This window comes from Streptomyces griseus (assembly GCF_900460065.1).
Taxonomy (GTDB): Bacteria; Actinomycetota; Actinomycetes; order Streptomycetales; family Streptomycetaceae; genus Streptomyces; species Streptomyces griseus.
This window is the reverse complement of record NZ_UAVD01000026.1, coordinates 47,608-74,415: the sequence shown is the minus strand read 5'-3', so window position 1 is coordinate 74,415 and position 26,808 is coordinate 47,608. Positions and strand designations below refer to the sequence as shown.

Here is a 26,808-nt window from a genome sequence, read left to right as displayed (position 1 = left end):
TGAGTGCGGCGGGTGGGCCCAGAGGGATCGCGCCGCGGAACCGAGCTCTCAGCCTCGCGTTCCGGTCAGCTTTCGAACGTAGAATCGGCGCACATCGGTGGAACAGGTCCATGGAAGGGGACATGACGGGGGATCGCGTCACGCTCGACGCCACGGACCGGCGGATCATTCACGCGCTTCAGGTCGACGGGCGGGCTTCGTTCAGCCGCATCGCGGCTGTGCTGGACCTCGGCGAGCGCACGGTGGCCCGGCGCTACCAGCGCCTGCGCTCCCATCTCGCGCTCCGCGTCGTGGGCATTTCCGACGCGCGGCGCCTTGGTCATCTCGACTGGTTCGTCCGGATCCGCTCGATGCCCGAAGCGGTCGACTCGATCGGCGCCGCGCTTGCCGGTCGTGAGGACACCTCCTGGGTCGCCTCCATGGCCCCGGGAACCGAGCTGACCTGCATCGTCCAGGCCGACCCGGCGGACGTCGACAGACCTGGCACCGTCTTCGACCAGCTCGGCCGCAGGAGGAACATCTCCTCCCTCACCGCACAGTGCCTGCTCGCCCCGGTGGCCGGAGTCGGCGGCTGGGCCGGACGTCTCGGCGCACTGACCTTGGACGAGCAGTCCGAACTTGCCCCGAACACCGTCATGTCCCATGAGCGTGACGCCCGGGTCACACCAACTCCGGAGGACCAACGACTCCTGCGCCTGCTCGCCGAGGACGCCCGTACGAGCATCGCTGCCCTGGCGCACCTGACAGCCACTCCCGAGTCCACGGTACGGCGCCGCGTCAACGATCTCACCGAGAACGGCCTGCTGTTGTTCGAGGTCGAGATCGACCCGCGGCTCTACGGCCGCACGGCCGAGGCGATCTGCTGGCTGGATGTCGAACCGGCCCGGCTGGCCGCCGTCGGGAAGCAACTCGCAACCCACGGCGAAGTCGCCTTTGCCTCCACGACGACCGGGCCGACCAACGTTCTCGCCTTCCTCGAACTCAGCAGTCCCGCGGCCCTGCACGACTACCTGACGGACCGGCTGGGAGCGCTGGAGGGAATCCGCCATGTCGAGACCGCGCTGACCGGCCGCAGAATCAAACGCGCCGGCCCACTCCTCGTGCGGCGGCGAACCGCATGACATGTACAGGCGCGCCGAGCCCTGGGGGCTCCGAGGCACTCGGTTGCTGAGAGGGCCCGCCTCGGACATCCACGCGCATTTCGGGGCGACCCCGAATACGCACGCGACGGACCCGCATGGATCTCGGAAGAAGGTGAAGGCCCTGATCACTGACCAGGGCCTTCATCAAAGAGCGGGAGACGAGAATCGAGCTCGCGCTCTGAGCTCGGAATCAGCGGTGCTTGGCTTGCAGAGGAGCCTCTGAGCTGCGCTTTTACCTCGGTCGACGGAGATGGGCATGGTCTGTCTGAGGCTCTGGGCCGGAGCGGGTGTGCTGCAGACGCTCCGGTGGCGCAGACGTCAGGCTCAGAAGGCTTCGGTGACGATGATCTGCGGATCGGCGTGGCGGTGCACGAAGGTGTGGATGAGCCAGCCGCGTCCTGCGGGCAGGTCCACGATGCGGGGGCCACCGGGGCTTGTAGAGGCCAGAGGCCGGAGGTCGGATGGTCATGCAGTGCGGGAGCGAGGCATCGGCGCCGATTTCCTGGAAGCACGGTTCTTCGGCGGTGATCAGTTCCGCACGGGCGCTCATACTCAGGTCACTGCCTTCGGCGGGCATGTTCTGGGACCACGCCACCTCCACGAGATCAACCGCGCATAGGGATACATCCCCGCTTCCGACGGTGTCATCACAGATCGTCAGGGGTTCCGTCGACTGCAGGCCCGCAACCGTCGGGAAGACTGGCGGCGATCAACGCGTAGGCCTCTTCGACGGTGTCGACCACGCCGAGGAGGGACTTGTCGGACCTGCGACGCACTCGGTATCCACCCTCCACCAGCGGGTAGGCCGTACCGACATCGTTCGTCCAAGGCCACCGGGTGCACCGGCTCAGATACAGAACGCCGTGGCTGACCATGGGCCAGAGCTCGCGCAGCGACGGGTGCTGGTAAGCAGCTCGGGGAACGGCCGGATTGATGAGGTCCCTGCCGTAGGACAGGATATCGGACCACTCTGCTGCCACGATCTCTGCCGCGCTTCGGGACTTTTCGTTGCTCGCCATGATTTATTTCCTCAAGTGTGCCGGCAGGTTCGACAGGTCTGGTTGTATCTCGGGAATGTCAGGCTTGGGTACGGTGACTTCTCTGTATCCCCCCTCATCGGTTCGCGTGTACCACGTTATCTCCTCCCACGGTCGCCCAGGACGTTCGTCATCCGGGTCTCCCCAAGCGGCTGCCCCATCGTAATTGCGCACTGCGTAGGCTACTTCGCTCATCTCCCATGCTGTGCCGTGGCCTTGGCCCGGGTAGTTGTCCTCGTGCAGGGTGTTGAACGGAGCTCCATTCCGTGCCGCGTTCTGGAAAGCGTCGACAATATCCTCGGGTGAACTCCAGTTCCCGATCCTGCCGCTGCTGTTGGGCATTCCGTCGAGTGTGATCGACAGAGAGGTGCGGCGATCCCCGATGGCCCCCATCACGTTGGTCATCCAGACCGGCCCACTTTCCTCGACTCCGGCATAGTCGTCTCCGTTATAGGTGTGGGCTCCCGGATCACCGTTTGCGCGGAGATGCTCGGCAAGGGAATTCGAGGCGAAGTCGGGCTTCTTGTTGATGCCCAGTACCACACTGTGCCTGTGCTCCCCGCTCCGGTGCGGGCACCCCGCAAGACCCAGCGGGTCGATCCACCGCGTGGGGTCGTCGACATAGGTGACCGCGTTCGGGGCCGGGGTCAGACCGAGCGGGTCGGGGGAGAGATAGCGGCCCGACTCGGGGTCGTAGTGGCGGTGACGGTTGTAGTGGAGGCCCGATTCCGGGTCGAAGTACTGGCCGGGGAAGCGCAGAGGGGTGTAGGCGCCGGCGTCGCGGTTCCACGACGTGGCGCCCCACAGAGCGGAACGGGTGCGCCACGCCACCTCGCCCTGCTCGTCGACCAGTTCACGAGGTGTGCCGATGAGGTCGGTGATGATCGCGAAGAAGCGGCTGTCGACTTCCGCCTGTTCCACGAGTCGGCGTTCCACCTGGGTCACCGGCTTCACGCCGTCGTGGTCCCAGGTGAGGGCGACGGAGTTCGGGGAGCCCGTCATGGATGTGGTCTGTTCGCAGAGGGTGTCGCCGTCCCAGGTGAACGCCACCTCCTCGACCACCGTCGCCCCGTCCTCGGCCAGGCGTTGCTTGGCCGTGCGCCGCCCCAGGGCGTCGTAGAGGTAGCGCCAACGCGTACCGTCCGGTGTGGTGACCGAGACCAGACGGTCCTCCGCGTCCCAGCCGAAGCGCCAGGTCTCGGGCTTGCGGGAGAGGCGGGTCCTCCGGCGCAGGATCACGCGGCCCTGGGCGTCGTGCTCGTACCGGACACGGCCCGCGCGGGTGATGCGCGTTCCGGCGTACTCGCGCGGCCCGGAGGCATCGCCCGCACCGGGCCAGGATCCACTGGTCTGGTTCCCGGCCTCGTCGTACGCGTACTGCTCCGACCAGTTCTCCGCCGTGACGCCGGTGACCCGGCCGTCACGGGAGACCTCCAGCCGCTTGAGGCCTCCGTTCAGCTCCTCGGCCGAGGAGAGATGGCCGTCGAGGCCGTACGTGTACGTGCGGCGCTGGAGGACCCGGTCATCGGTCGTCCGGACGAGCTGGTCGACCAGGCGCCCTGCCGGGTCGTACGCGAGGTCGACGGTCAGCGCGTCACCGATCCGGCGGCCGGTCTCGCGACCCGTCCCGTCGAAGTGGAAGCCCAGCCGGTGGCCGGAGGCGGTCAGCTCAGCGGTGCGACCGGACGGGAAGGACCAGGAGCTGACCGCACCGGACGGGGTGACACGACGGGTGCGCCGCCCGGTCTCGTCGTAGGTGTTGACCAGTTCGCGGCCGTCGCAGACCTCCCGGAGGACCCTGCCCGAGACGTCGCGTACGTACGACAGCTCGCTGTCCGGGCCCATCGCCGAGACCAGGCGACCGTGGATGTCGTAGGTGAAGCGGCTGACGCTCCCGTCGGCGTCCTTGGCGGTGACCCGGCCCGCGCGGTCGCGTTCGTAGCGGACCGTCTGACCGAGTCCGTTCGTGCGGGAGAGGAGTTGGCCGCAGGAGTCGTGTGAGTAGCGGAGGGTGCGGCCGTCGTAGTCGGTTTCCGAGCTGGTGCGACCTGCCGCGTCGTACGTGTAGTCCCAGCTCAGGCCGTGGGGATTGGTGACCCGGGTCAGGCGCAGCTCGGTGTCGTGGGTGAACTCCTGGCGTGCGCCGCCCGGCGTGGTGCGGGCGGAGACCAGATCGAAGTGGGTGTATTCGAAGCGGGTCTCACCACCCGCTGCGTCGGTGTGCGCAACGCAGTTGCCCTCGCCGTCGTACGTCCACGACTGCTGTGAGCCGTCGGGGTCCGTCCGGCGGGCGAGCTTCCCCTCGACCGTCCACTCCAGCTCGGTGGTGCGGCCTTGGGCATCAGTGATACGGACCGGGCGTCCGAATGCGTCCCGGACGTAGCGGGTGACCGTACCGAGTGGCCCGCGCACCGCCAGCGGCAGACCGGCCGCGTCACAGCGCAGCCGGTCCAGCGCGCCCAGGGAGTCGTCGACTCCGAGGAGCTGGCCCTGCGGGCCGTGGGTGAGCCGGGTGGTGGACCCGTCCGGCCGGGTGAAGAGCGTCGGGTTGCCCCGGTCGTCGTACTCCTGCAGCGAAGTCCCGCCGTCGGGGCCGGTGACGCCGGCGACCTGGTTCAGTTCGTTGTACTCGACCCGGGCGACGGTGCCGTCGGGGTGCTCGACCCGGACCGGGTTTCCACGATCGTCGTAGGTGTACGTGGTGGTACGCCCGAGAGGGTCGGTCAGGGACAGCAGCCGGTCGTACCGGTCGAAGCTGCGGTGGGTGACGCCGCCCAGCGCATCGATCTCCGCGACGGCCTGGAGCCGGTCGTTGAACTGGTGGACCTTGGTCGCCCCGAGGGAGTCCGTGTACCGGGTGACGCGGTCGCCCGTCACCGGATGGACGTCGTAGGCGAACGTCGACGACAGGTAGCCGTCCGGGCCGACCGTGCGGGCCACGCGGCCCGCTTCGTCGTACACATAGCGGAACGTGGAGTCGTTACGGTCGGTCCACGAGGTGATCCGGCCGTCGGGGTCGTACGTGAAACGCAGCGGCAGACCGGACGAGTTGATGACGGCGTCGAGGTTGCCGAGGGGGTCGTAGCCGTAGCGCAGGACGGTGACGGGACCGTCGGGTGTACGCAGGGACAGCTCCCGTACGCGGGAGTCCTCGACTGCCAGCGCGACCCGGTAGCCCCCGGAGTGGACGACGGCGGTCGGACTGCCGTCCTTGAGGCGGGCGAAGTCGATCCGGTTGAGGTTGCGGTCCTCGATCTCCCGGAGCCAGTAGGCGGGGGACGCATTGTAGGGGCCGCCGCGGAAGGAACGCGTCAGCCCTGAACGGGGGTCGGAGACGAGATAGGTGGTTTCGCCGTTGCCCTGGCCTCCGTGCCGGAGCGGCAGCCGTGGGCCTTCCACGGGGAGCACCCCGTCGTCGTCCTCGGGCAGGGGCAGCCGCGGGTAGACGAGGAGCGAACCGTCCTCCCGGGACCACACCGCGCCCCCGCCGAGGGGGTCCAGTTCGATCCGCTCGTCCAGCGTGGAGGCCCAGCTACGCCCGAACCACTGGCCCCAGCGGTAGCCGGACAGGTGGGTCCGGCGAAGGACCAGAGGAAGGACTCCGGGCAGGGCCAGATCGGTCTGCGGGAGGGTCATCTCGCCGGTGGCGACGTCCACCGGGTCGTTCTCGCAGGTCTTCTTCTCCAGCGAGATGGCGTTACGGCGCGGCTCGTCCTTGGCGTTCTTCAGGGCATCGGCCCTGGTGCGTGCGGAGTTCCGGGGCGCATCGGGGCGCGAACCGTCTTCCTTGTCGCCCTTCTGCACCTTGACGCCCTTGGACATCATCTCCTTGATGTCCAGTTCGATCTTCTTCTGGTTGTCGGAGATCTCCTTGACCGCCTTGGGCAGGGCCTTGCCGACGTGGTCGCCCATGGCCTTGTTGGCCTTGCCGAGCGCATTCATGGCCTTGTCGATCACGGGGTCCAGGGCGCCGGCGATGTCGTCCTTGCCGCGGGTGCGTCCGTGGGACGTCCTGGCCTTGGAGAGCTTGCCCGCGGTCCTGCCGTGCACGTTGACGCTGACCAGGTTCAGCTGGGTACCGGCGCGCGTGTGTTCCGCGTGCTCGATGTGCACGCCCTTGCCGGGTGCGGGGCCGGGGCCGGAGCCACCGGCCGAGGCGAGTTGGAGGGAATCCTTGGCCCCCGCCACTCCTTCCGTGAAGCCTTCCTTGCCCGACTGGCCGACCTGGTTCATGTCGACGCCGTCCTGGAGGCCGAGCGCGTTGGCACCGACCTGTACGGCGAGGTCCGCGGCCATGTTCTCCAGCGCGGCGACGGCCGGCTCGGTCAGGGCGGAGACGATGTAACCGACGACCTCCTCCATGCACTCCTTGATGATCCGGCGGATGGCCTGCTGGGCGACGGCGATGGCCGCCCCGCCGATGAGCATGGACAGCCCGCCGGTCACCGGTATCAGCGCCATGGAGATGCCCGCCTTGCCGGCGAGCACGCCCAGGTGGACTATTGCCGCGTACTTCATGGCTTCGATCGCTGTGGCCGCGTTGTCCAGGGCGCCGGCGATCGTGCGAGCGCCACTGGCCAGGTCTTTCACGTGCTTGTTCTTGACCTTGCCCCAGTGACCGTTGAGTGCATCGAGGGCTTCACCGCTACCGGAGGACAGCAGACGTTGCACGTGCTGGTTGGCAAGGTGACCGTCGTCCTCGACATCGTCGGCGAACTCCCGGAGAGCGTCGGCCATGTCCCGGTACGCGTCTTCGTCGACGTTCGGCCAGTTGATCCCGATGAGATCAAGCATGGTGTCGGCCCAATCGGGCACGGTTACAGCCACAGTGCGAAGTCCCCCCGAACAAAGCTGTGTTCACTGAATGCAGATGCGAACAGGATCTCATTCCTGGCTCGTCATACCAAGATCGTTTATAGCGGGCGTGCGCGGGCGGGCAGGCAGCTGCGAGGTGAAGCGGTTGACGTCTGGCACCCGGATTCTCGCGGCGGAGCTCGGCGGCGCGAGGCGACGGAAGGGAAGCCCGGACCTTGAGGGGGCGCCCCGGCGGAGGACGGGTGTCGGAGGGGCGCGACCGCTGGTTGGCCGGTCGGTCCGTACTGAGGGCGCGCTGCCTGGTCCGGATCTGGTGCGCGACGCCTGAAGTGGTCCGGACAACTAACAATGCCCGGGTCGATGACCTAGGCCTAGGTGGTGGAGCGGGTGACGAGAATCGAACTCGCGCTCTGAGCTTGGGAATCAGCGGGACTTGGGTTGCTGCAGAGGCTCTGACATGCGATTTCGGGGTGGGCAGATCAATGGCTCCCGGTCTCTGGGAGCCACATCCGACCGCTGTTGTCCGCTCCGCTGGTCACGGATGGGGCACGAGCAGAGGCCCAAGGGGGTCCTCATGACCAAGCCGAGCAGTCCTCCAGCGAGATCTCCGCGATGGCCGCGCCCGTCACAGTCTCCAGGTTCGGGATGTAAGGGCGAACATCAGGAAGAGGGGTGCAGAAGGTGACGTTCGAGGTGAGCAGGGCCTCCTCGGTATCGGCGAAGGAGAGGGAGACATACGCCTTGACCTGAGTGTCGCGGAACTCCTCCTGTGCCTTCCTGAGGCAGGCGCACGCATACGCCAGGCATCTCCGGACGAGAAGGGGCGTGCGCTCACCCGGTGCGGCCGGGAGGTCGTAGTCGGTCATTCCCCTCCCGTTGATCGTTGTCTCCTCCGCGAGCCGGTCGACGTAGGTGCCAGATGTTTCCGGACGGAGATCGGTCAGTACGCGCCCACCGGCGGCTGTGACGGACCACCCGCGCTCCGCGACCTCACGGAACATGGGGGGGACGTCCTGATCGCTCAGGTTGGTGATCTCTGCCGTCCGCAGGATCTCCCGCATCCGAGGGTTACTCCGCATGCTTATCCCTCGCCGAGTGCGGCGAGCCCCTTTCTGATCCCTGCGATGAAGCCCGGATTGTTTCCGACGGCTTTCTCGACGCTGCGTGGAAGCCCTTCGAATTTTCCGGTCTCGAAGTCGTACTGGTACTTCGCGGCCTTGTTGCTCTGGTCCTGGAAGTGGAGCTGTCCCGGTCGTCCGCCGGGGTCCGGATTTTCCACGTCGATCCGGTACGGTCCATGGTTCCACAACGTCTTGCTGGTGATCTGCGTGCCGTTGGCCCCGATCATCCCCTTGGCGTCAGGGTCCTTGACGCCGTAAAGCTCGCGATTCCCCTCGATTCGCCTCTCGACGACGTCAGGGTGATAGGGGTCCCTCTCAAAGCCCGGTGACGAGGTGTAGCCCTCGCGGAGAGGGTCGTACGGGGCGAGGCCGAGCGGGTCGCACCACCTATAGGGGTTGTGGACGTAGGCGACCGGGTTGGGAGCGGGTCCGAGACCGAGCGGGTCCGGAGTGAGGTAGCGGGCGGTTTCCGGGTCGTAGTGGCGGTTGACGTTGTAATGCAGACCCGTTTCCGGATCGTGGTACTGGCCGGGAAGGCGCAGTGGGGTGTGAGCGGTGCTGTCCCTCGCCCAGGTGGTCGTTCCCCAGAGAGAGCTCCGCGTGCGCCAGGCGAGATCGCCGGACTCGTCGATCAGCTCCGTCGGTGCGCCGATCAGATCGGTGACGATGGCGAAGTACCGTTGATCGATGGTCGACTGGGCGGCGTCCCCGGCCAGGATGCGCTCGCTCTGTGCCAGTGGCCGCACTCCTTGGTGGTCCCACGTGAGGGCGACGGTGTGGGGCATGTCCGCCGAGGTGGTGGTCTGCTCGCAGAGGGTGAAGCCGTCCCAGGTGAACCTGGTCTCCTCGACCACGGTTTGCCCGTCGTCGCCCAGTCGCTGCTTGCGGGTACGCCGCCCCAACGCGTCGTATGCGTAGCGCCAGCGAGTGCCGTCCGGGGTGATGGCCTCCGTGAGGCGGTCCTCGGCGTCCCAGGTGTACCGCCACGTGTCGGGTTTCCGGGACAGCCTGGTCCTCTGCCGCAGGGTGATGCGGCCGAGCGCGTCGTGTTCGTAACGGGTGTCTCCCGCACGTGTGACGACAGTGCCCTCGTAGGAGCGGGAGCCGTTGGCTGCGCCGCCCGATTGGGACGGCGGCCACGAAGCCGCCGTCTGGTTGCCGGCCGAGTCGTACGCGTACGTCTCTCTCCAGTCCGCCGCGGTGACTGCGGTTACTCGGCCTGCGGCGTCCAGCCGGAACGACCTCGCGCCACGTGCGGTGTCGTCCAGACCTAGGAGATGTCCGTCCGGCCGGTAGCTGTAAGTGCGACTGATGAGCGTTCGGGTGGCGTTGACGAAACGCTCGGCACAGAGACGGCCTGCTTCGTCGAAGCTCGACGTGAGCGTCACCATGTCACCGAAGGAACGCTCGCGTTCGCGGCCGTTCGCGTCGTAGTCGAAGGCGATCCGATGACCGTCTGTTGTGAGATGGGCGAGACGGTCCGCGTCGGTGTACCCATAGGTCGTGAGCCGCCCCGTGGGAGTGACGCGGCGGCTGCGGCGGCCCCGGGCGTCGTAGGCGTACGTCATGACCTGACCGTCGACCATTTCTGTCTTGACCCGGCCCGATCGGTCGTACTGGTAGATCAGCTCGCTCTGCGGGGCGGCGGCCCGGATCATGCGCCCGGCCTTGTCATAGGCGTACGTCGTGATCTCTCCCGCCACGTTCTTGCGGATCACGCGGCCCAGCAGATCGTGCTCGTAATCCACTCTGTCACCCAGCACGTCGGTCCGGCTGGTCACCTGACCGGCCGGGTCGACGCCGTACGCAAGGGTGCGACCGTCGAAGTCCGTCTCGGCTATCAGCCGCCCAGCCGGATCGTAGGTGTACGACCAGGCCATGCCCAGCGGGTTGACGACCGTTGTCAGACGCAGATCGGCGTCGTGGACGAACGTGTGGCGGGCGCCGTCCGGTCCTGTGCGGGCGGAAAGCAGGTCGAAGTGGGTGTACTCGAAACGGCTTGTACCGCCCGCGGGGTCGGTGTGGGTGAGACGGTTGCCCTCACCGTCATAGCTCCAGTTCTCCACCACACCGCCGGGGCCCGTGCGTCGAGACAACTCGCCGTTGGCCGTCCACTCGAACTCCGTGACGGCTCCCAGCGGATCCTCCATCCGTACGGGACGGCCGAACGCATCCAACTCAAAGCAGGTCGTGGCCCCGAGCGGATCGGTCAGACGGAGGGGGGATCCCGCGGAATCACACTGGACCTCCGTCACGGCCCCCAGCGCGTCCGTGACGGAGACGTACCGGCCGTGGTTGTCGTACGAGTAGCGCGTGGTGTGACCGGACGGGCCGGTGAGCGCGACGCGGTTGCCTCGGTCGTCGAACTGCTGTTGCCAACGGGTGCCGTCCGCAAGGGTGTAGGTGGACCGAAAGCCCGTCGCGTCCCGCTCGCTGTGGTGTTCGCTGCCGTCGGGGCGGACGACGGTGGTGAGGCGCCCTTCGCTGTTATGGACGAAGGAGGTGGTACGGCCCAGCGGATCGGTACGGGACACCAGATTGCCGTGCGTGTCGTACGCGAAGCGGGTGGTGTGCCCGAGCGGGTCCGTGGAGGCCACGACGCGGCAGTGGCCGTCGATGAAGTAGCGGGTGGTGTGCCCCTGCACGTTGGTCAGCATGGTCACGCGGTGGCCGGTGGCCGGATCCGGTTCGCTGTAATCGATGACGACCTGCAGATGCCCGTGCTCGCCGCCTTCAGCGATGACGCGGTCGCGGTCGTCGTATGCATAGTCGTAGCGACGACGGTTGGAGTCGATCCAGGCCGTGATCCGGCGGTGGTCGTCGTACGTGAACGTGAGGGTGGCGCCGGAGGGCTTGGTGACGGTCGTGAGGTTGCCCTCTGTGTAGCCGTAGGACCTGACGGGGAGCGCCGCCCCGTCCTTGTCCCGAAGGGACACCCCGGTGACCCGCGCTTCGACGGTGGCCAGGACGAGGTGGTAGCCGGCGGAATGTACCAGCGCCAGCGGTGTGCCGTCGTCGGCCCGATCGAAGCTGATGGTGTTGCTGTTACGGTCGCCGATCTGGATGAGCCAGGCGGTTCCGTCCTGACCGGGCTCTGCCCCGTGAGGGGCGGCGAAGTGCTTGGTCAGACGGTTGTCGGGGTCGGTGAGGGTGTAGTCGCCGGCCTCGTCGCGGCTCAGGGTGCTCCGTGAGGTCCCGGAGTCCGGCAGCGTGGTCGTCCCCGGCACGGGGTGCGGGTAGGTGACCAGCAGCCCGTCGTCGGTGACGTGGATGACTCCGCCGGCATCGACCTCCAGGCGCTCGTCGACGGTGGAGGACCAGGAGGGGCCGAAGAAGCGTCCCACGGTGTACCCGGACTCGAAGCGGCGCGTGAACGTCAGGGGCAGTACACCGGGGAGCACCACATCGGTCTGGGGGAGGAACATGCGACCGGAGGCGAGGTCGACGGGGTCGGTGTCCCCGCTGGCGCGCTCGCTGTCGGGTCGGTTGTGGGTTCCTTCGGGTGAGCGGTTCTCCAGCTTGCGGGCGTCGGAGGCGATGTCGGCGGCCTCCTTCACCACCCGGGCACCCTTGACGCCCGCCCCGGCGCCGCCGGTGGCAAGCGTGAGGGCGGCGTCGGGGAGAAGCCGGCCGAATCCTTCGGCCGGGTCCCTCATGAAGTCGCTGACCATCTGCTTGCCGGTGCCCCAGGGGTCGTTGGCGACCCGGACGAGCCCGGCGGCGGTGTTGTTGAGCGCGAGCCCGTACTCGGCGGGGTGGGTGATGTTGTACAGATCCATCGGGTTGACGCTGCGCGCGAAGGTCAGGATGCCCGCCGCGCCCTTGACGACGCCGCCCGCGAGATGGGTCTTGATCACCTGGTACTCGGCGAGCCCGTCCGTGGCCTGCTCGGCGTAGCGCGGCTTCTGAGGGGCGGCGTCCCGGGCCGCGGTCACGGCCTTGCGGGCAGTCTCGGCGGCGGTGTTGCGCTGTTTGCGTGCCTCGGCGAGCAACTCCTGGGCTTCCTTCATCCGCCCGGTGCCCGGATCGCTGAAGGTGCCCGGCTTGGACGGCAGGGTGGAGGGGTCGCGCTCGTCGGCGGGTTTGGCGTTGTAGGCGTCGACGGCCTTGTTGTACGTGGTCGTCTTCTCGTTGTACGCGTCCCGGGCCTCCTCCGACGCCTTGGTCCCGGCCTTCCACTTGTCGATCGCGGTCTGCGCCTGCCCCTGGGCCCACTCCACGGTCCCCGCGAAGGCGTCGAGCGCGGCGGCCGCCTTCTCGAAGGCGTCGGCGGCCTTGAACCACTTGGGCGGCTCGACCGACACCGATGATCGGAAGGCGTCCGCCGCCTGGCCCTTGAGTGCAGAGGCATCGACTCCCTTGAGCCCACCGCCGACCTTGTCGAACGCGCCTTGGAGCTTGCGCAGGTGGGTAGCGGTGGAACGGATCTCGGACGGGCTGCCGTAGATGAGCTTGCTCTTGTCCTCGGTCTGCCCGAGGTCCATTTCGTCGACCTCGGCACCCATCCGGTTCGCGACGGACCGGGACTTCTCCCGGACCCAGTCCGCCCCGGACTCCCAGCCGGCGTCCTCCAGCCGGTCGCCGGTCCAGTTCCCGGCGTCCTCGACCCGGTCACCGACCCACTCGACACCGTCCTCGACCGTGTCCTCGACGACGTCGGGCGTGATGTCCCGGACGAAATCCCCGATCCCCATGACCTAGTTCCCCCCGTCCTGCCCCTGCTGTCCCGCCCGCTCCTCCGGTGAAGGCCCGAACGCCTCGTCCACGGACCGGTCGAACGTGTCCTGGTCCAGGCCGAACATCTCGTTCAGCTGGTCCGCCTGACGTCCTCCGTTCCCCTCGGTGACGAGCGCCCGCCCGGTGTCCTTCCAGGTCTGACCGGCCTCGTCGGCAGTCCGGTCGAACGACTCGCGGCTGTAATCCGGACTCAGGTAGTCCGGAGTGAACACATCGCCCCAGTCCTGCTTGACGATCTCGTCCTCGGACGCATGCGGATTCCCCACGCCCGCGTTCACGGCGATCTTGAACGTCCCGTGGACGTACTGGTCTTCCTCCCACACGATCCCCGCCGCGAGCCCCAGCTTCGCCGCGATGGCGTTGGCGTCCTGGACCAGCGCGCGGACGCCCCACTCCCACCGCTCGCAGAAGTCCTCGAAGTCCACCGACAGCCCGTGGTGACCGGCTTCCATCCCGGTCATCGACAGGTCCGAGAGCCCCTTGCCGAGCACGGCGCCAGTACCGGTACCGATCTCCCTCAACTCGGCAACGGCCTCACGCAGCCCGCTGGTGATCTGCTGAACACTGACCGGATCGACGTTGAGGTCTTCCGCCCCCGTACCGCTCACCGCTGCTGCCCCCCGCCCGGGACGTCCGCGTCGACGGCGACAGCATCCGGCACGATCCCCACCACCGGCGGAAACAGCATCGACCCGTCCGGGTCGGCCACGTTCACCGCGACGCCGGCCGGCACCCCCATGGCCGGGATGACCTCATCCAGCAACCGAGCCCCCCGGAACACGGCATACTCCCAACTCCGCGAGGCGGCCCCGGCCCCCTCCACCACAGCCCGCTCCGCCGCGAACCGGGCCAACGCCGCCTCATCGGTGAACCCGCACACCCACCGGATCCCCCCGAACTCGGCGGTCCACAGCCCACCACGGTCGAACGGCACCAGCACGAGGACCCGCCGCAGCTCACCCACCAAGGCCCGCGGATCACCGACCCCGGCCCGGCGCTCGGCTATCCGATCCGCCAGAGCTGCCCCGTCACCCACTGGAAGCCTCCCCACCCGTGAGCTGTGATCCTTCACGTCTGCACACGCTAGAACACCACGCTCGCCGCCAACCCCGTAGTTCCAGCCGTCCTCAGAGCCTCCACAGTCGGGCCGATCCCGAACGCAAGAAAGGCCCTGGTCTCCGACCAGGGCCTTCCAACAAAGAGCGGGTGACGAGAATCGAACTCGCGCTCTGAGCTTGGGAATCAGCGGTGCTTGAGTGTCGGGAAGTGCTCTGACCTGCTTCTTCCTGAGGGGAAGCTGGGGTGGTCATGGTCTCTGGAGGCTGTACCTGACCGCTGTTGTCCGTTCTGCTGGGCACGGATGGGGCATGAGGGGGCACGAGGGCGGCGGTGCGGCGGACCCTGGCAGGGGCACCTCGGCGACCGTGGCGTCGATGGCGTACATCCTGCTCCCGAGGATCGCGTACGCTTTTCGAATTTTCGTCATGACCGTTCCGACGTGGGCGTGTGTGCGGCAAGGAGGTCGACGGCCCCGCGGAAGTGTCGATGAGCCGTCATGGTTCCGACGCTGAAGCCCGAGGCCAGGCACGCGTCGGCGTCGCCGTGGCGCGGGCGCATCAGCAGGTGCAGGGTCTGCCGGTCCGGAGCCGGACGAGTCAGCCTGCCGACTTGCCGGCGTACTCAACAGAGGCGAAGAAGGGAACGAACATTCGATTATTGGCGCCTCGCCGTAAGGCCGTCCGGCCGCGCGCTGACCGTCTCCTTGGATCGTCCTGGGCGACGCCGCGTCCTGCGCTGGACATCTCGGCACCGCACCTAGCTGGGATATCACGGTCTTTTCATTTTATATTCTGATAATGCGCTCGACAGAGGTCACGCCTCCCCCCGCCAGGTCGACGGAGGTCGCAGGATGAAGGGACCCGGAAGGCTGGAGGCGCTGCGGCTGGCGGGGCTGACCGCGGCGGCCGACCTCGGCATGGACCGCTTCGCCCGGTTGGTCACGCGCGTTCTGCGCGTTCCGGTGTCCCTGGTCTCGCTGCTGGAGGCCGACCGGCAGGTGTTTCCCGGGATGGTCGGGTTGTCCGGGGTCTGGGCGGCCCGTCGCGAAACCCCCTTGAGCCACTCCTTCTGCCAGCACGTCGTCGCGGACGGCAAGCCGCTGATCCTCAGCGACACCCGGTCGTCTCCCCGCACCTGCGACAGCCTCGCCATCCCCGACCTCCGGGTGGTCGCGTACGCCGGTATGCCGCTCACCGACGCGGACGGGCACGTCCTCGGATCGCTCTGTGCCATCGATCACGAGCCTCGCGAGTGGACAGCGGAAGAGATGCGCGATCTTGAGGATCTGGCTGCGGCCTGCTCGATGGAGCTGAGGCTGAGGATCGCCTCGGAGCTGATCCAGCGGGACCGCGATCACGCCGGCCTCCTTCTGCGCGCGTCCATCGAGCTCGCCCACGCCCGCGATCTCACAGATCTGACCCGGCGCCTGCGCCACCTGTTCCAGGGGCCGGCCGAGCCAACGTTCGTGGGCCTGCTCCTGGCGGACGGCGGAAAGCTGTGGCGCGTGATCGACCCGGAGGACGTACGGCCGGTGGAGAGCGCCATCGACCATCTGGAGTGGGACGCCTCCTTCCCCAGCACCCTGGCCATGCGCGAGCAACGCGCCGTCTTCGTACCGGACCGCCCCACGCTCCTGCGCGGCTTCGGGCCCGAGGCCGTCGCCGGGTACGACTCGCTGGGCCTCGAGTCCGTGATGTGTGTTCCGCTGCCGGACCGGCGCGGTGTCCTGACGTGGTGCTGGTCCCGACCCCATGTGCTGGCACCGACGGAGGAGGCCGTCCTCACCACGGTGGCGGGGTACGTGAGCCAGGCGGTGGAGCGCACCCGTTTCGTGGCCAACCGGCTGAGCACCGCGGAGCAGCTGCAGGCCGCGATGCTCACTGAGCTGCCGGACGTGCCGGGCCTGGACATGGCGGCCCTGTACCTGCCGGCCGCCGACCAGGACATGGTCGGCGGCGACTGGTACGACGCGTATCCGCTGCCGATGGTGCCGCCCGCGACCCGGCCCGCCCTGATGGTCTCGATCGGCGATGTCATCGGGCACGACGTCCAGGCCGCCACAGTGATGGGCCAGATCCGCAGCATGCTCCGACAGGCGAGCCTCGACGACCCGACCCACTCTCCGTCCGCCGCCCTCGACGCGATCGACCGGGCCATCGGCACCCTGCCCCTGGGGCTGGGTGCCACAGCGGTCCACGCCCGCCTCGACCTCTACGACGGTCAGTGGCGGCTGACGTGGTCCAACGCCGGACACCCGCCGCCGCTGCTGCATACCCGGGAGGAGGGTGTCTTGCCCCTGGTCGACCACGATCTGCTCCTCCTCGGCACGTCGGAGGACGACCTGCCCCGCCACGACCACGCGCGCGACCTCCCGCCGGGCAGCGTGCTCCTCCTTTACACCGACGGCCTGGTCGAACGCCGCGACGCGGACATCGACGTCAGTACCGCCCGCACGGCTGCGGTGCTCGCCCGCCACCACGACAGACCCCTGCCCCTCCTTCTGGAAGCCCTCTCAGAGGGCCTGGCGGACATCCCGCAACGGGACGACGTGGCGGTCCTCGCCGTCCGGGTCACTCGGACGGAGCTATGACGGACCACCGGCTCTTACACAAACGCGGACCTCACGCGCCGTCACCCGTGCCATAGCCATCCGCAGCTGGAAAACGTTGCGCCTCTCTGCGCCACGGCTTCGGCCACGGCATTCGGGCCGGCGAGCGTGACAGCGTCGGCGCCCTCAGGGAAAGCCGAAAGTCGGCCAGCGGCAGCGTCGAGAGCTTCCTGCCCGGAGAGCCCTGGGGCCGGGCGCCATCAACCGTGATGGCGCCAACATTCTCGTGCAGCTCCGCCGGGTGGCCGACAGTATTCGTTCCGGGTGAGTTACACGGGCCCGCCACCCCGACACGCCCCGGCCCCAGACGGGCGGACCTTCATGATCGATAATCACTGGACAGCCGGGGCACGCCCTCGCCGACGCCCCCTGAGCCGGGAATCAACTCACAGCCGAAGCCGAGATCCTGATCTGCGCGATCCTCTCCGGTCCGGAGTGCGTACCGAGGGTGCCAAGCCGGGCCCGGCGCTGGGCGCCCGAGACGGCAGAAGTCGCCGATACGCTCCGCGCCGCGGACCTGCCTCCGGAGACTGCCGAGGCTAAGGCCCAGGTGCTCGCTTTCTGGGAGCAGGTAAGAGCCAGTGCGACTTCCCGGTCAAAGATGTCCTTGCCCAGTTCCGGTCAGGGCAGAGCATGTGGACGAGTCCGGACAACAAACAAGGCCCGGGTCGATGACCTGGGCCTCAGTCGTGGAGCGGATGACGAGAATCGAACTCGCGCTCTGAGCTTGGGAATCAGCGGTGTTTGAGCTTCAGGGAGGGCCCTGACCTGCGCTTTCCTGCGAGGAAACAGGGGGCGCCATGGTCTCTGGAGGCTTTACCTGACCGCTGTTGTCCGCTCTGCTGGGCACGGATGGGGCACGAGGGCGGCGGTGCGGCGGACCCTGCCATGGGGGCGTGCTCGGCGTGGGCCGGCGCGTCAGAGAGGGATGATGCGGACTTGGTTTCCGCAGAGTTTGGTCATGTCGTCGCTGTCGGAGGTGAGGAGGGCGACGGGTTTCGGCTGGCGGAGGGCGACCTCGGCGACTGTGGCGTCGATGGCGTACTTGTGCCCGTGAAGTCCGGCCCCTTTGAGAAGCTCAGCCGCCGCCTTCGCCGCCTGTTCAGTGACTGGCTCCACCTTGACGCGGGACAGGGCCCAGTTCAGACGAGGCATGTTGGTGCGGGAGTGGCTGACTTCCACGATGGTGTTGGCCCCGATGACCAGATCGGCTCCCATGTCGTGGAAGACCTGAAGCATCGCGAGAAGCTTGCGGTCCTGCGCGACCCAGGCGGAGAGCCCTTCCGAGTCCAGGACGACGGTCTCGACACGCTCACTCACGCGGCGTCCGCGCCCGTGGAGGAGCCGGCGGAGCCGAAGATCTTCGCGCGGGCTTCGGTGAGCTCCTCATCGCTAAACGGCCCGTGCTCCTCCTCGTAACGGCGAAGGTCCGCGCCCAAGAGCTGGTGCCGGATCTGACGGGCTACGGCCTCCGCCACGTACCCGGAGACGTTGTCCGTGAGCTTGCGGAGCTCCGCCACCTGGTCGCTGGGGAGCGTGACGGTGATGCGAGTCGTTGAGGACATAAGTCCAAGCATACTTGAGTATGCACACGCTGGCTCGGGTTTCTGGTCCCCAGCTCTGACGCCTGTGGTCGCAGGTTCCGGGGGACATGGGCGCGATCACTCACACGTTGTCTCTGGCGAGTGACGCTCCGAGCCGGTGCCGTTGGACGGCAAGCAAAAGGCCTGAGTCATTGACCAGGGCCTTCGTCGTGGAGCGGGTGACGAGAATCGAAATGGTGCTCTCAGCTTGGGAATCACCCGGCCTTCGACCATTCGCATGGGCTCCGACCTGCTGAAATGTGCTCCGATGGTGAGGTCCTGACTGGTTTCGGTTCCTTTGGTGACCGCTGTTTACCGTTCCTCCTGGTACGTTCTAGCACGGCTTCCTGCGCGGTGGCATGGGGAGAGTTGGCAGGGGGCCTGCGTTGCGCAGAGGTACGGCAGGTGCTCAGGTGGAGGCCGAGAGCACCTTGATCGCAAAGGGCCGATAGTCGTCATCGCTTGGCTCCGCGACGTATCCAAGTGCCCCCAGCATGGAGAGGATCGTCGATGCCATCCGCTCGTGAATGCGGCCCGCGGACGCGATCACCGGGTCATCGAACCGCTGTCCCCGTGGAGCCTCGCTCGTCGCTTTCCGGAGGGAAGGGTGTACCTCCCAGTGGAGCCAGATGCCGCCTGCGGCGTCGTCGAATTCATCCACTTCGACTCTCAGGCAGCCGGCCGAAGTCTCCCGGTACTGATTCTGCTGGCCGGATATGACGAGCCCGGATCGGGCCAGGTCCGCCGCAACTGCTGCGGCGAGTCCCCGGAGGCGGCTGACCTCGCTCGGCCCGAGTGGCCGCAGCCCCCATTCGTTCTCCTCCGCCATGGCGGACACGGTACAGCCGAGGTTGGTGGGGGGCGCGGAGCCGGACCACTCAGCCGCATGCCGACCGTCTTGCCTCGGTTGGTGCGCACCGAGCGCGTCCGACGGCCGGGCGAGGTCGGGCGGAGACAGCTCTCTGATGCCGGACCCCTGAACTGGTCCGGACAACAGAGAGCCCCGGGCCGCTGGCCCGGGGCTTTCATGTGGAGCCGGTGAAGAGAATCGAACTCGTGCTCTGAGCTGGGGAATCAACGCCGCTCGTCGGGACCATCGGCTGTCTGATCTGCGGGAACAGGAGGCAGCGGTGGCGCGGTGTTCGAGGGCCGCAATCCGTTCATCGGTTCTGCCACCACATCAGGCCACACGCGACGATGGCCGAGCCCGTCGCTGTCGCACCCCCTCGTACGAGACCGAAGAGGACGGTGCGTCCCCATCGGCGGGTGGTGTGCTGTCGCCGCCGCCGAGTCGTCTTCCCCATCACGGTCCCTTTGTCGATTGCGCCCGGAGCTGCCCCGAGTCGTCGTCCCCGAGTCTTCTGCCGTCTGGGGAGAGAGACCCGGAATAGCGGGAGCACCGGGCGGATTGGTTCTACGCTGCAGGTCGGTGCGTTGCCCGTTGTGCCTGCTGCGGGCAGAGAGAGGGAGGCCTGTTGCGGTCCCAGGAGTCCCGGGAACTCTATGAGCGCTTGCGCGCCCTGGAGCGAAGAGCGGAGGGCGTGCTCAGCCGGGCCGGCGACCGGTACTCACGGAGGAAGGTGAGCCAGGAACTCGGCAAGCCCCCGTACAACAGAGGGATCGAGAGCCAGCGGATCAGCGCCTGGGTGCCCATCCGCGGTGAAGGAGTTCCCCAGGTCCCGAGTGACAGGAGCAGCGACGACGTTCTGGCACTCGTACGGCTGTGGAGCGCCTGGGCCGGAGAGAAGGTTGATGAACGCGACTGGCGAAACCTGCTGGAGAGGGCGCAGCCGATACGGGCATCACGTGCGTCAACGGCTCACCCCGGGAGGCTTATCAGTGAGTTCGCGGATCCGTTCGCCCTGGAGGTGCACGAGGCCATCGACGGGGGGTGCGCCGACTCCGAGCTGCAGCTTCTGCCTCCGTATGTCGAACGGGAGCACGACCGGCAGCTCGCCGACGTGGTGGAAAGTGCCGCTCGGCCGTGCGCAGAAGGGCTGACCAGCGCCCTCGCGGTCCTCGTCGGCAACTCCTTTACGGGGAAGACCAGGTCGTGCTGGGAGGCGCTCAGTCTTCTTCCTCCGGACTGGCGGCTTGTGCATCCCCTCGCACCGACCCCCACCGAGGCGCTGATCGCAGTGTTGGACGACGCCGCTCCCCGTACCGTCCTGTGGCTCGACGAGATCCACCGCTTCCTGGGCGACGATCGGGGTGAGCAGGCAGCCGCCCGGCTGCACGAGGTGCTCAACGACCCGCGACGCGGCCCCCTGCTCGTCCTCGGCACGACCTGGCCCGAACAGTGGTCTGATCTCGTCAGCCCGCGTAGGCAGGGCGACCGCAAGGATCCGCATGCGCGAGCCCGTGCTCTGCTCACCGGCAAGTACCTCCGAGTGCCGGACTCCTTCGAGGGGCCGGACATGCTGGAGTTGAGACGCCTTGCCGTGACGGACCCCCGGCTCCAAGAGGCCCTGGACCGTGGTGAGGAGGGGCAGGTCACCCAGTATCTTGCCGGTGGCCGGGCGCTGGTCGACCGGTACGAGACCGCCACGGCCTTGGAGAGGGCTCTGGTCGAGTCGGCCATGGACGCCCGTCGTCTCGGGCATGGCGTGGCTCTCCCGAAACTGCTGCTGGAAGCGTCGATCCCCTCCTACCTCACCGCCCATCAGTACGAGGCGGTGGAGGACGGTGACATCGAGCAGGCTCTTGCGGAACTGAGGAAACGGTTGCGTGGTGCCCGCGGCCCCCTCACGCCCGTGACCATCCGCGAACCTGCCGCTCCCCTCGTCGTCACGGACAAGGTCAGACTCGCGGACTACTTGGATCAGCACGGCAGGGAGGAGCAGCACGGCAAGGTTCCACCGGCGCGTCTTTGGGACACCCTGAACGACTATGCGGCACGAGAGTCCCTGATCGCCCTGGCCGGATCGGCACGGGAAAGAGGGCACCTCCGGATCGCTGTGCGTCTCCTCAGGGCCGCAGCCGCGGCGGGGGTGCCGGGCGCCGTCGCCGCGGCGTCCCAGATGCTGGAGGAAGAGGGCAGATACGACGAGGCACTGCTGTGGTGTCTGCCCCTCGCCGAAAGGGGAGATCCCGCTGCCATGAACCAGGTCGCTGGGATCATGGAGATGACTCACCAGCCGGTCATGGCCGTCGCTTGGCACAGGAGAGCTGCCGAAGCAGGGCATTCCAGCAGCTGGTTCTCCGCAGGCATGATTCTGCGGCAGGCCGGCGACCTCCCGGAAGCGGAGACCTGCTTCAGGCGAGCGGCCGATGCGGGCGTCTACGGTGCGTACGGAGCCCTGGCCGACCTGCTGAAGTCGACGAGCCGTACGGAAGAAGCTCTGGCTTGCTACCAGCAGGAGGCCGAGAGCCACGGCGGGTACGCCGTGGTGCAGACGGTCTACCGGATGCGGGAGCGAGGCGACAGCGGGGCCACCGTACTGTCCTGGCTGTTGCCGCGGGTATGGGAAGAGGAAAGCAGGAACAGGGAAGGGGGTGTGTGGATTTCCTGGGCGTCGGATGCGTTGCTCGAGCACTTGGCCCAGGACGCGGCACTTCGATCCAACTTGCGGAGCCTTCTCGACCCGGGCGGAAAAGCCGATGAGGCACAGCGCTGGCTAGCCGCTGTGCTGGATTGGTCGGAGGAGATCGCCAGCGGTGCCCACCTCAGGAAGAGCGCGAGTGCTCCCGAGGCGCTGAGGAAGAAAGGCCGTCTGGAAGAAGCGCTCGCGCTCTACGAACAGGAGGCAGCCGGCGGACCGAGGGGTGCGGCGGCGAACGCCGCCGCTGTGCACGAGCAACTCGGCAAGGCCTCGGAGGCTGTCATCTGGTACCAGCGGGCTGCTGAGGAAGGGGACCTGGGTGCCCTGGGGCAGACCGCGCGACTGATGACGGAGCTCATGGGGCCGGATGAGTCCTTCGCCTGGCTGAGGTCGTGCGCAGACCGCCATGCAGAGGACGGCTATCCGGATCAGAGGTCCGTCGTCGCCGAGCTGCTCCAAGACGCAGGGCGTACCGACGAGGCCCTGGACTGGCTCCGCCATGCTTCGCGAACCGGCGACCCGTACGCTTGGAGCCAGTACGCGAAGGTGCTGGAGTCCGCGGGCCGTACGGCGGAAGCGCAGCAGATGCGACGGCACGGCTGGGAGCCGGACGGAGAGATCTCGACACCGTGGAGCGCGGCTCCTTAGCGGTCCGGCCAACATAATGAGGCCCCAGGTGGCTTACACGGGGCCTCATTTGAAGAGCGGGTGACGAGAATCGAACTCGCGCTCTGAGCTTGGGAAGCTCATGTTCTACCATTAAACTACACCCGCGAAGCGTGCCGATCACCGGCAATGCATCGGTCCACACTCTACCCCATGCCAGGCCCCCGGCGGATGCGCCGTGGGGCCTTCGTGTCGTGCGTGCGGGGAGGGGTGGGGTGTGGACGGGGGTGTGATGGGCGGGAGTTGGGGGCGTAGCGTGGGTGGTCGGAGTGCCGCGTGCGGTGGCGTCCTGTTCATCCCCTAATGTGGCTTTCTCGTCCATATGTGGTTGGGGAAGGGACTTGATGGATCCGATGGAGCGCACCGTTGTCCGCTGTGCCGAAGGGCACGTTTTCGCTACCTCGTCGTTCCCGATGCAGCAGCTCGGGGCCGACCGGATCGGGCCCGGGCGGTTGATCCGGTGTCCCCGGTGTGCGCGGTTGCGGCAGGCCGTGCCCGTGGCGTTCGAGAAGCGGTAGGACGGCTTCGGCGGACACGTGGGGCAGTCGGCTCGGGACGTCGCGGTGAGGGTGGATGTCGGGGTGGCTGTCGGCCCGTGTGTCAGGGGCGGCAGCCGTGGCCGCGGGTGTGAGCGGGGGCGTGGATAGCGGGGCGGAGGTGTTCTGCAGGCGCGCGGGTGGTCCGGTTGGGGCGGGCTCGCGCGTTCTGCGTATCCTCGGGACGTGCTTCTCTCAGACAAGGACATCCGGGCCGAGATCGACGCCGGCCGAGTCCGTATTGATCCGTACGACCCTTCGATGGTGCAGCCGTCGAGCATCGACGTGCGGCTGGACCGCTACTTCCGGGTGTTCGAGAACCACCGGTACCCGCACATCGACCCGGCCGTCGAGCAGCCCGACCTGACGCGGACCGTCGAGCCCGAGGGGGACGAGGCCTTCATCCTCCACCCGGGGGAGTTCGTGCTGGCGTCCACGTACGAGGTGATCTCGCTCCCCGACGACCTGGCCTCGCGGCTGGAGGGCAAGAGTTCGCTCGGGCGGCTCGGGCTGGTGACGCACTCGACGGCGGGGTTCATCGACCCCGGGTTCTCCGGGCACGTGACCCTGGAGCTGTCGAATCTCGCGACGCTGCCGATAAAGCTCTGGCCGGGCATGAAGATCGGGCAGCTCTGCCTGTTCAAGCTGACCTCGTCCGCCGAGTTCCCGTACGGCTCCGAGCGGTACGAGTCGCGGTACCAGGGGCAGCGGGGGCCGACGGCCTCGCGGTCGTTCCAGAACTTCCATCGGACCCAGGTGTGATCAACCATGACCAGTGACGTGCGGGAAAACCTGTCCTACGAGGGCTTCGGGCGGGCGGTGCGCGAGTTGGCGCAGGCCGTGGCCGACGACGGGTACGAGCCCGACGTGGTGCTGAGTATCGCCCGGGGCGGGGTGTTCGTCGCCGGTGGGCTCGCCTACGCGCTCGACTGCAAGAACATCCATCTCGTCAACGTGGAGTTCTACACCGGGGTCGGAACGACCCTGGAGATGCCCGTCATGCTGGCGCCCGTGCCCAACGCGATCGACTTCTCGGACAAGAAGGTCCTGATCGCCGACGACGTCGCCGACACGGGCAAGACGCTCAAGCTCGTCCACGACTTCTGCGTCGACCATGTCGCCGAGGTGCGCAGCGCCGTCATCTACGAGAAGTCGCACTCCCTCGTGAAGTGCGAGTACGTGTGGAAGAAGACCGATCAGTGGATCAACTTCCCGTGGAGCGTGGAGAAGCCCGTCGTACGGCGGGACGGGCAGGTCCTCGACTCCTGATCCCCTCTCACGGGTGATGTGCCCAGGCCCAGGCACGGGCACAGGTCCAGGCCTGTGCCCGTGCCTGGGCCTGGGCCCGTGTGCGCGAAAGGGCCCCGGAGTGCGTGTTCCGCGCTCCGGGGGCCCTTTCGTGTTCCTGCGGGGCTGTCAGATGGTGCCCAGCTTGATGATCGACAGCAGCGCGATCAGCTGGATCGCCGACGCTCCCAGCGCCTTCGGCCACGGTAGGTCGTGCGACTTGCTGACCATCGACGTGAACAGCGCCCCGGCCGCCAGCCAGGTCAGCCAGCCCACGATCTGGACGAGGGAGTTCTCGCCGCCCAGGAACAGGGCGAAGAGGAGGCGCGGGGCGTCGGTCATCGACATGATCAGCATCGACAGGCCCACGGTCGGCTGCCACGAGCCCGTGCCGCCGAGCTGGCGGGCCAGGGTGTGGGTCACCGCCCCGAGGACCAGGCCGCCGATGACGAATCCGACGCCGGTGAACAGGACGTACGGGATGGCCGTCGAGATCGTCGCGTTGATCGCCTCGTCGCGGGCCTGGTCGAAGCCGAACAGCGCGAGCAGGCCGTAGACGAACGTGACGACCAGTGCCGGGCCCCAGACCGGGTAGTCGCGCATCTGCCAGAACGTCGGTCCCGGGCGCGCCACGATGCCGGTCAGCAGTTCCTTCCAGCGCAGGCGCGGGCCCGTCGGCTGGGCGGGGGCGGAACCGGCCTGGTAGGTGTTGCCGCCGTTGTACGGGTCCTCGTCGACGCGGAACGCCTGCGTGTGACCCGGGTTGTTGGCGTACGGGTCGTGGGGCGCGGGCTCGGCGTACGGGTCGCCGTAGTACTCCGGCTCGCCGTGGCCGCCGTGGCCGTGATGGCCCTGGCCGTGTCCGGCCTGTCCGCCGTGTCCGCCCGGTCCGGGGCCCCCGTAGCCGCCGCCCGTGTTGTACGGGGCGCCCTGCGGCGGCCCGTACGGCGGTGGCGCTCCGCCGTTGCCGGGGCCTCCTGCCGAGGGCCACGGCTGAGCGCCGTACGGCGGCTGTGGTGCCTGCCCTCCGTACGGCTGCTGCCGCTGCTGCTGCGGTTGTTGCGGGGTGCGGTTGTCCCGGCCGCGTCCGATCCTGAATCCAGCCACCTGTTGAACGTACCTGGTCCCCGGGGGCGGGCGGTGGGGGCCGGGGGAACCCGTCCGCCTTTGCGGCCGAGCTGTGACATCCCCTAGGGGCCGTACCCCGGGCCTCGGGCGGGGGAGTTCAGGGGAGGAACAGCGCCGTGGAGAAGGTGAGGAGCGGCCGGTCCGTGTTACCCGCCGGGTAGAGGGCGATCAGGTCCTGGCGCTCGCCCCGGTACGTGCGGACCACGGTGTCCGGCTTCTTGTCGGCGTCGTAGTCGCCGTGGTCCAGGAGGGCGGTGCGGGTGGCGCCCGTCGCCTTCAGCGGCGCGCTGGGGAGCTTCTCGGCGGCGAACGCGTACGCGCCGCCCGGCCGGGCCGGGCCCTTCGGGGAGCCGAGGAGGAGGGTGCCCCTGCCGGGCCGGCCGGGGGCGTGCGGGCTGGTGGCGGCGACGAGGTCGTCGTAGCCGTCCCCGTCGGTGTCCCGTCCGGGCTCGGGGGCGTAGAGGTACGGGCCGCCGTCGGGCAGCAGGTCAGCGCTGCGCGGGGCCCCGGTGCGGGTGAAGGGGCCGTGCAGGAAGGTGACCCGGCCGGCGCTGGCGGTGACCGCGAGGTCGGCCCTGCCGTCGCCGTCGAAGTCGCCGCAGACCGGCTGCTCGGGCCACTCGTTGCCGAATCGGGCCTGTTGCGGGATGCGCACGGTGACCGCTCTGCCCGTCAGGCCCCGCGGGGAGCCGAAGAGGATCTGGAGGGGGACGGGCGGGGCGCCGATGCCGTTGTACGGGGGGTCGGTGGAGACGATCAGGTCGGTGAAACCGTCCCGGTCCAGGTCGCAGGCCGACTCGGCCTCGAACGCGGCGGGCAGGGTGTCGCCGGACTTCGCCGCGTTCGCCCGCGCGCTCAGCAGTTGCCGGGTGGCCGGGTCCAGAGGGCGGGCACGGTCGTCGGTGCCGTAGACGACGCCGATGCCCGCGTCGTCTCCGTGGCTGTCCTGGGGGGCCTTCACCAGTTCGTTGACGACCAGGTCACGGTGGCCGTCGCCGTTGAAGTCGTACGGGACGCGGCTGCCGGTGCCGCGGGGGACGGGGGTGCCCGCGGTCCCCGCCTGGGTGCGCGCCCGAGCCGGGGGCGGGGTGTCGCCGTTCTTGCCGCCGGACGCGGAGGAGGGGCCCGTGCAGGCCGTGAGCGCCAGCAGCAGGGCCGTACAGCCGGCGGCGGCGAGGGCGGGCGTCCTCCTGCTGGTGACCGCTGCCTTCGGGTGCTCGGTGCGGGTGCGTGGGCGCACGGGGGCCTCGTTCGTCGGTCGTCGTTCGTCAGTCATCGTTCGTCGGTCGTCGTCCTGGGCGTCCGCCGGCGGACGCGGAGGTCTCCCGGGTCTTCCGGGTCTCCCGAGGTCCCCGGGCGTCCCGGGTCTCCGGAGGTCCCCGGGCCCCCTGGCCCCCGGTCGTCCCGAAGGCTTCCGGGTCTCCCGAAATCTCCCGAAGCCTCCAGTCCCTCCGGTGTCTCCCGGTTTCCCCCGGGAGGGGGCGGGAGCCGTGGCGGGCGGCTCAGGGGCACATGATGCTCCAGATACGTCGTCGCGTACATGCCCG

The 26,808-nt window shown here is 68.3% G+C and carries 18 protein-coding genes and 1 tRNA gene; 6 read left to right on the top strand and 13 right to left on the bottom strand.

What is annotated here, in order from left to right:
• The first annotated feature begins 110 nt into the window (after positions 1-110).
• Entirely contained in the window at positions 111-1,121 is a 1,011-nt protein-coding gene (locus DTB53_RS14255; RefSeq protein ID WP_012379905.1) for an Lrp/AsnC family transcriptional regulator, read from the top strand.
• Positions 1,122-1,789: 668 nt separating this feature from the next.
• Here DTB53_RS14255 and DTB53_RS14245 read toward each other — a convergent pair.
• From DTB53_RS14245 to DTB53_RS14215, 7 genes are all read right to left on the bottom strand, one after another.
• Positions 1,790-2,161: a DUF6193 family natural product biosynthesis protein gene (locus DTB53_RS14245; RefSeq protein WP_012379903.1), complete on the bottom strand. Its 372-nt coding sequence runs from the start codon at positions 2,159-2,161 to the stop codon at positions 1,790-1,792.
• Positions 2,162-2,164: 3 nt separating this feature from the next.
• On the bottom strand, positions 2,165-7,006 hold the full coding sequence (locus tag DTB53_RS14240; protein WP_440862148.1) for an RHS repeat-associated core domain-containing protein: 4,842 nt from the start codon (positions 7,004-7,006) through the stop codon (positions 2,165-2,167).
• A gap of 560 nt (positions 7,007-7,566) precedes the next feature.
• Positions 7,567-8,055 (bottom strand): hypothetical protein, encoded by a 489-nt coding sequence (locus DTB53_RS36845; protein WP_042496650.1) that lies wholly within the window; start codon positions 8,053-8,055, stop codon positions 7,567-7,569.
• A gap of 20 nt (positions 8,056-8,075) precedes the next feature.
• Entirely contained in the window at positions 8,076-12,809 is a 4,734-nt protein-coding gene (locus tag DTB53_RS14230) for a putative T7SS-secreted protein (protein ID WP_012379900.1), read from the bottom strand.
• 3 nt (positions 12,810-12,812) lie between these two features.
• Positions 12,813-13,460 carry a hypothetical protein gene (locus DTB53_RS14225; protein ID WP_012379899.1) on the bottom strand — a complete coding sequence of 216 codons (648 nt, stop codon included), beginning with the start codon at positions 13,458-13,460 and terminating at the stop codon, positions 12,813-12,815.
• Positions 13,457-13,888, bottom strand: a complete 432-nt coding sequence (locus DTB53_RS14220; protein ID WP_042496646.1) for a hypothetical protein — start codon at positions 13,886-13,888, stop codon at positions 13,457-13,459. The genes DTB53_RS14225 and DTB53_RS14220 overlap by 4 nt, the downstream gene beginning before the upstream one ends.
• A 446-nt stretch (positions 13,889-14,334) precedes the next feature.
• Positions 14,335-14,481: a transposase family protein gene (locus DTB53_RS14215; protein WP_256090761.1), complete on the bottom strand. Its 147-nt coding sequence runs from the start codon at positions 14,479-14,481 to the stop codon at positions 14,335-14,337.
• Between the two features lie 280 nt (positions 14,482-14,761).
• Here DTB53_RS14215 and DTB53_RS14210 point away from each other — a divergent pair, with 280 nt between their 5' ends.
• A complete protein-coding gene (locus DTB53_RS14210; protein ID WP_012379897.1) occupies positions 14,762-16,501 on the top strand; it encodes a GAF domain-containing SpoIIE family protein phosphatase in 1,740 nt (579 codons plus the stop codon).
• Positions 16,502-16,967: 466 nt separating this feature from the next.
• Positions 16,968-17,267, top strand: coding sequence for a DUF1932 domain-containing protein (locus DTB53_RS14205; protein ID WP_012379896.1), 300 nt, complete (start codon positions 16,968-16,970; stop codon positions 17,265-17,267).
• A gap of 170 nt (positions 17,268-17,437) precedes the next feature.
• Here the strand turns inward: DTB53_RS14205 and DTB53_RS14200 are convergent, their stop codons facing one another.
• From DTB53_RS14200 to DTB53_RS14190, 3 genes are all read right to left on the bottom strand, one after another.
• Positions 17,438-17,839, bottom strand: coding sequence for a hypothetical protein (locus DTB53_RS14200; RefSeq protein WP_012379895.1), 402 nt, complete (start codon positions 17,837-17,839; stop codon positions 17,438-17,440).
• The gene (locus tag DTB53_RS14195) at positions 17,836-18,084 is read right to left on the bottom strand and encodes a type II toxin-antitoxin system CcdA family antitoxin (RefSeq protein ID WP_042496643.1); all 249 of its coding nucleotides are present in this window, start codon (positions 18,082-18,084) and stop codon (positions 17,836-17,838) included. Before DTB53_RS14195 ends, DTB53_RS14200 begins: the two co-directional genes overlap by 4 nt.
• Before the next feature lie 427 nt (positions 18,085-18,511).
• A complete protein-coding gene (locus tag DTB53_RS14190; protein ID WP_042496640.1) occupies positions 18,512-18,931 on the bottom strand; it encodes a hypothetical protein in 420 nt (139 codons plus the stop codon).
• A gap of 751 nt (positions 18,932-19,682) precedes the next feature.
• Here DTB53_RS14190 and DTB53_RS14185 point away from each other — a divergent pair.
• Positions 19,683-22,292, top strand: coding sequence for a tetratricopeptide repeat protein (locus tag DTB53_RS14185; protein ID WP_141727041.1), 2,610 nt, complete (start codon positions 19,683-19,685; stop codon positions 22,290-22,292).
• A 55-nt stretch (positions 22,293-22,347) separates the two neighbouring features.
• Here the strand turns inward: DTB53_RS14185 and DTB53_RS14180 are convergent.
• A tRNA-Gly gene (locus DTB53_RS14180) sits at positions 22,348-22,418 on the bottom strand.
• 614 nt (positions 22,419-23,032) lie between these two features.
• Between DTB53_RS14180 and dcd the strand changes: the two genes are divergently transcribed.
• Together dcd and DTB53_RS14170 are read left to right on the top strand one after the other, a co-directional pair.
• Positions 23,033-23,608: a dCTP deaminase gene (gene dcd / locus DTB53_RS14175; RefSeq protein WP_003967584.1), complete on the top strand. Its 576-nt coding sequence runs from the start codon at positions 23,033-23,035 to the stop codon at positions 23,606-23,608.
• Positions 23,609-23,614: 6 nt separating this feature from the next.
• A complete protein-coding gene (locus tag DTB53_RS14170) occupies positions 23,615-24,115 on the top strand; it encodes a phosphoribosyltransferase (protein WP_012379891.1) in 501 nt (166 codons plus the stop codon).
• Positions 24,116-24,262: 147 nt separating this feature from the next.
• Here DTB53_RS14170 and DTB53_RS14165 read toward each other — a convergent pair whose 3' ends face one another.
• Both DTB53_RS14165 and DTB53_RS14160 read right to left on the bottom strand, forming a co-directional pair.
• Positions 24,263-25,240: a Yip1 family protein gene (locus DTB53_RS14165; protein ID WP_012379890.1), complete on the bottom strand. Its 978-nt coding sequence runs from the start codon at positions 25,238-25,240 to the stop codon at positions 24,263-24,265.
• A gap of 118 nt (positions 25,241-25,358) precedes the next feature.
• Positions 25,359-26,537: an FG-GAP repeat domain-containing protein gene (locus tag DTB53_RS14160; RefSeq protein WP_012379889.1), complete on the bottom strand. Its 1,179-nt coding sequence runs from the start codon at positions 26,535-26,537 to the stop codon at positions 25,359-25,361.
• Between the last annotated feature and the right edge of the window lie 271 nt (positions 26,538-26,808).

What these genes read in the sequence shown, in the direction of transcription:
- DTB53_RS14255 (WP_012379905.1), top strand. Translation starts at nt 111, where the DNA reads ATGGAAGGGGACATGACGGGGGATCGCGTCACGCTCGACGCCACGGAC.
- DTB53_RS14245 (WP_012379903.1), bottom strand. Translation starts at nt 2,161, where the DNA reads ATGGCGAGCAACGAAAAGTCCCGAAGCGCGGCAGAGATCGTGGCAGCA.
- DTB53_RS36845 (WP_042496650.1), bottom strand. Translation starts at nt 8,055, where the DNA reads ATGCGGGAGATCCTGCGGACGGCAGAGATCACCAACCTGAGCGATCAG.
- DTB53_RS14230 (WP_012379900.1), bottom strand. Translation starts at nt 12,809, where the DNA reads ATGGGGATCGGGGATTTCGTCCGGGACATCACGCCCGACGTCGTCGAG.
- DTB53_RS14210 (WP_012379897.1), top strand. Translation starts at nt 14,762, where the DNA reads ATGAAGGGACCCGGAAGGCTGGAGGCGCTGCGGCTGGCGGGGCTGACC.
- DTB53_RS14195 (WP_042496643.1), bottom strand. Translation starts at nt 18,084, where the DNA reads ATGTCCTCAACGACTCGCATCACCGTCACGCTCCCCAGCGACCAGGTG.
- DTB53_RS14190 (WP_042496640.1), bottom strand. Translation starts at nt 18,931, where the DNA reads ATGGCGGAGGAGAACGAATGGGGGCTGCGGCCACTCGGGCCGAGCGAG.
- DTB53_RS14170 (WP_012379891.1), top strand. Translation starts at nt 23,615, where the DNA reads ATGACCAGTGACGTGCGGGAAAACCTGTCCTACGAGGGCTTCGGGCGG.
- DTB53_RS14160 (WP_012379889.1), bottom strand. Translation starts at nt 26,537, where the DNA reads ATGACTGACGAACGACGACCGACGAACGAGGCCCCCGTGCGCCCACGC.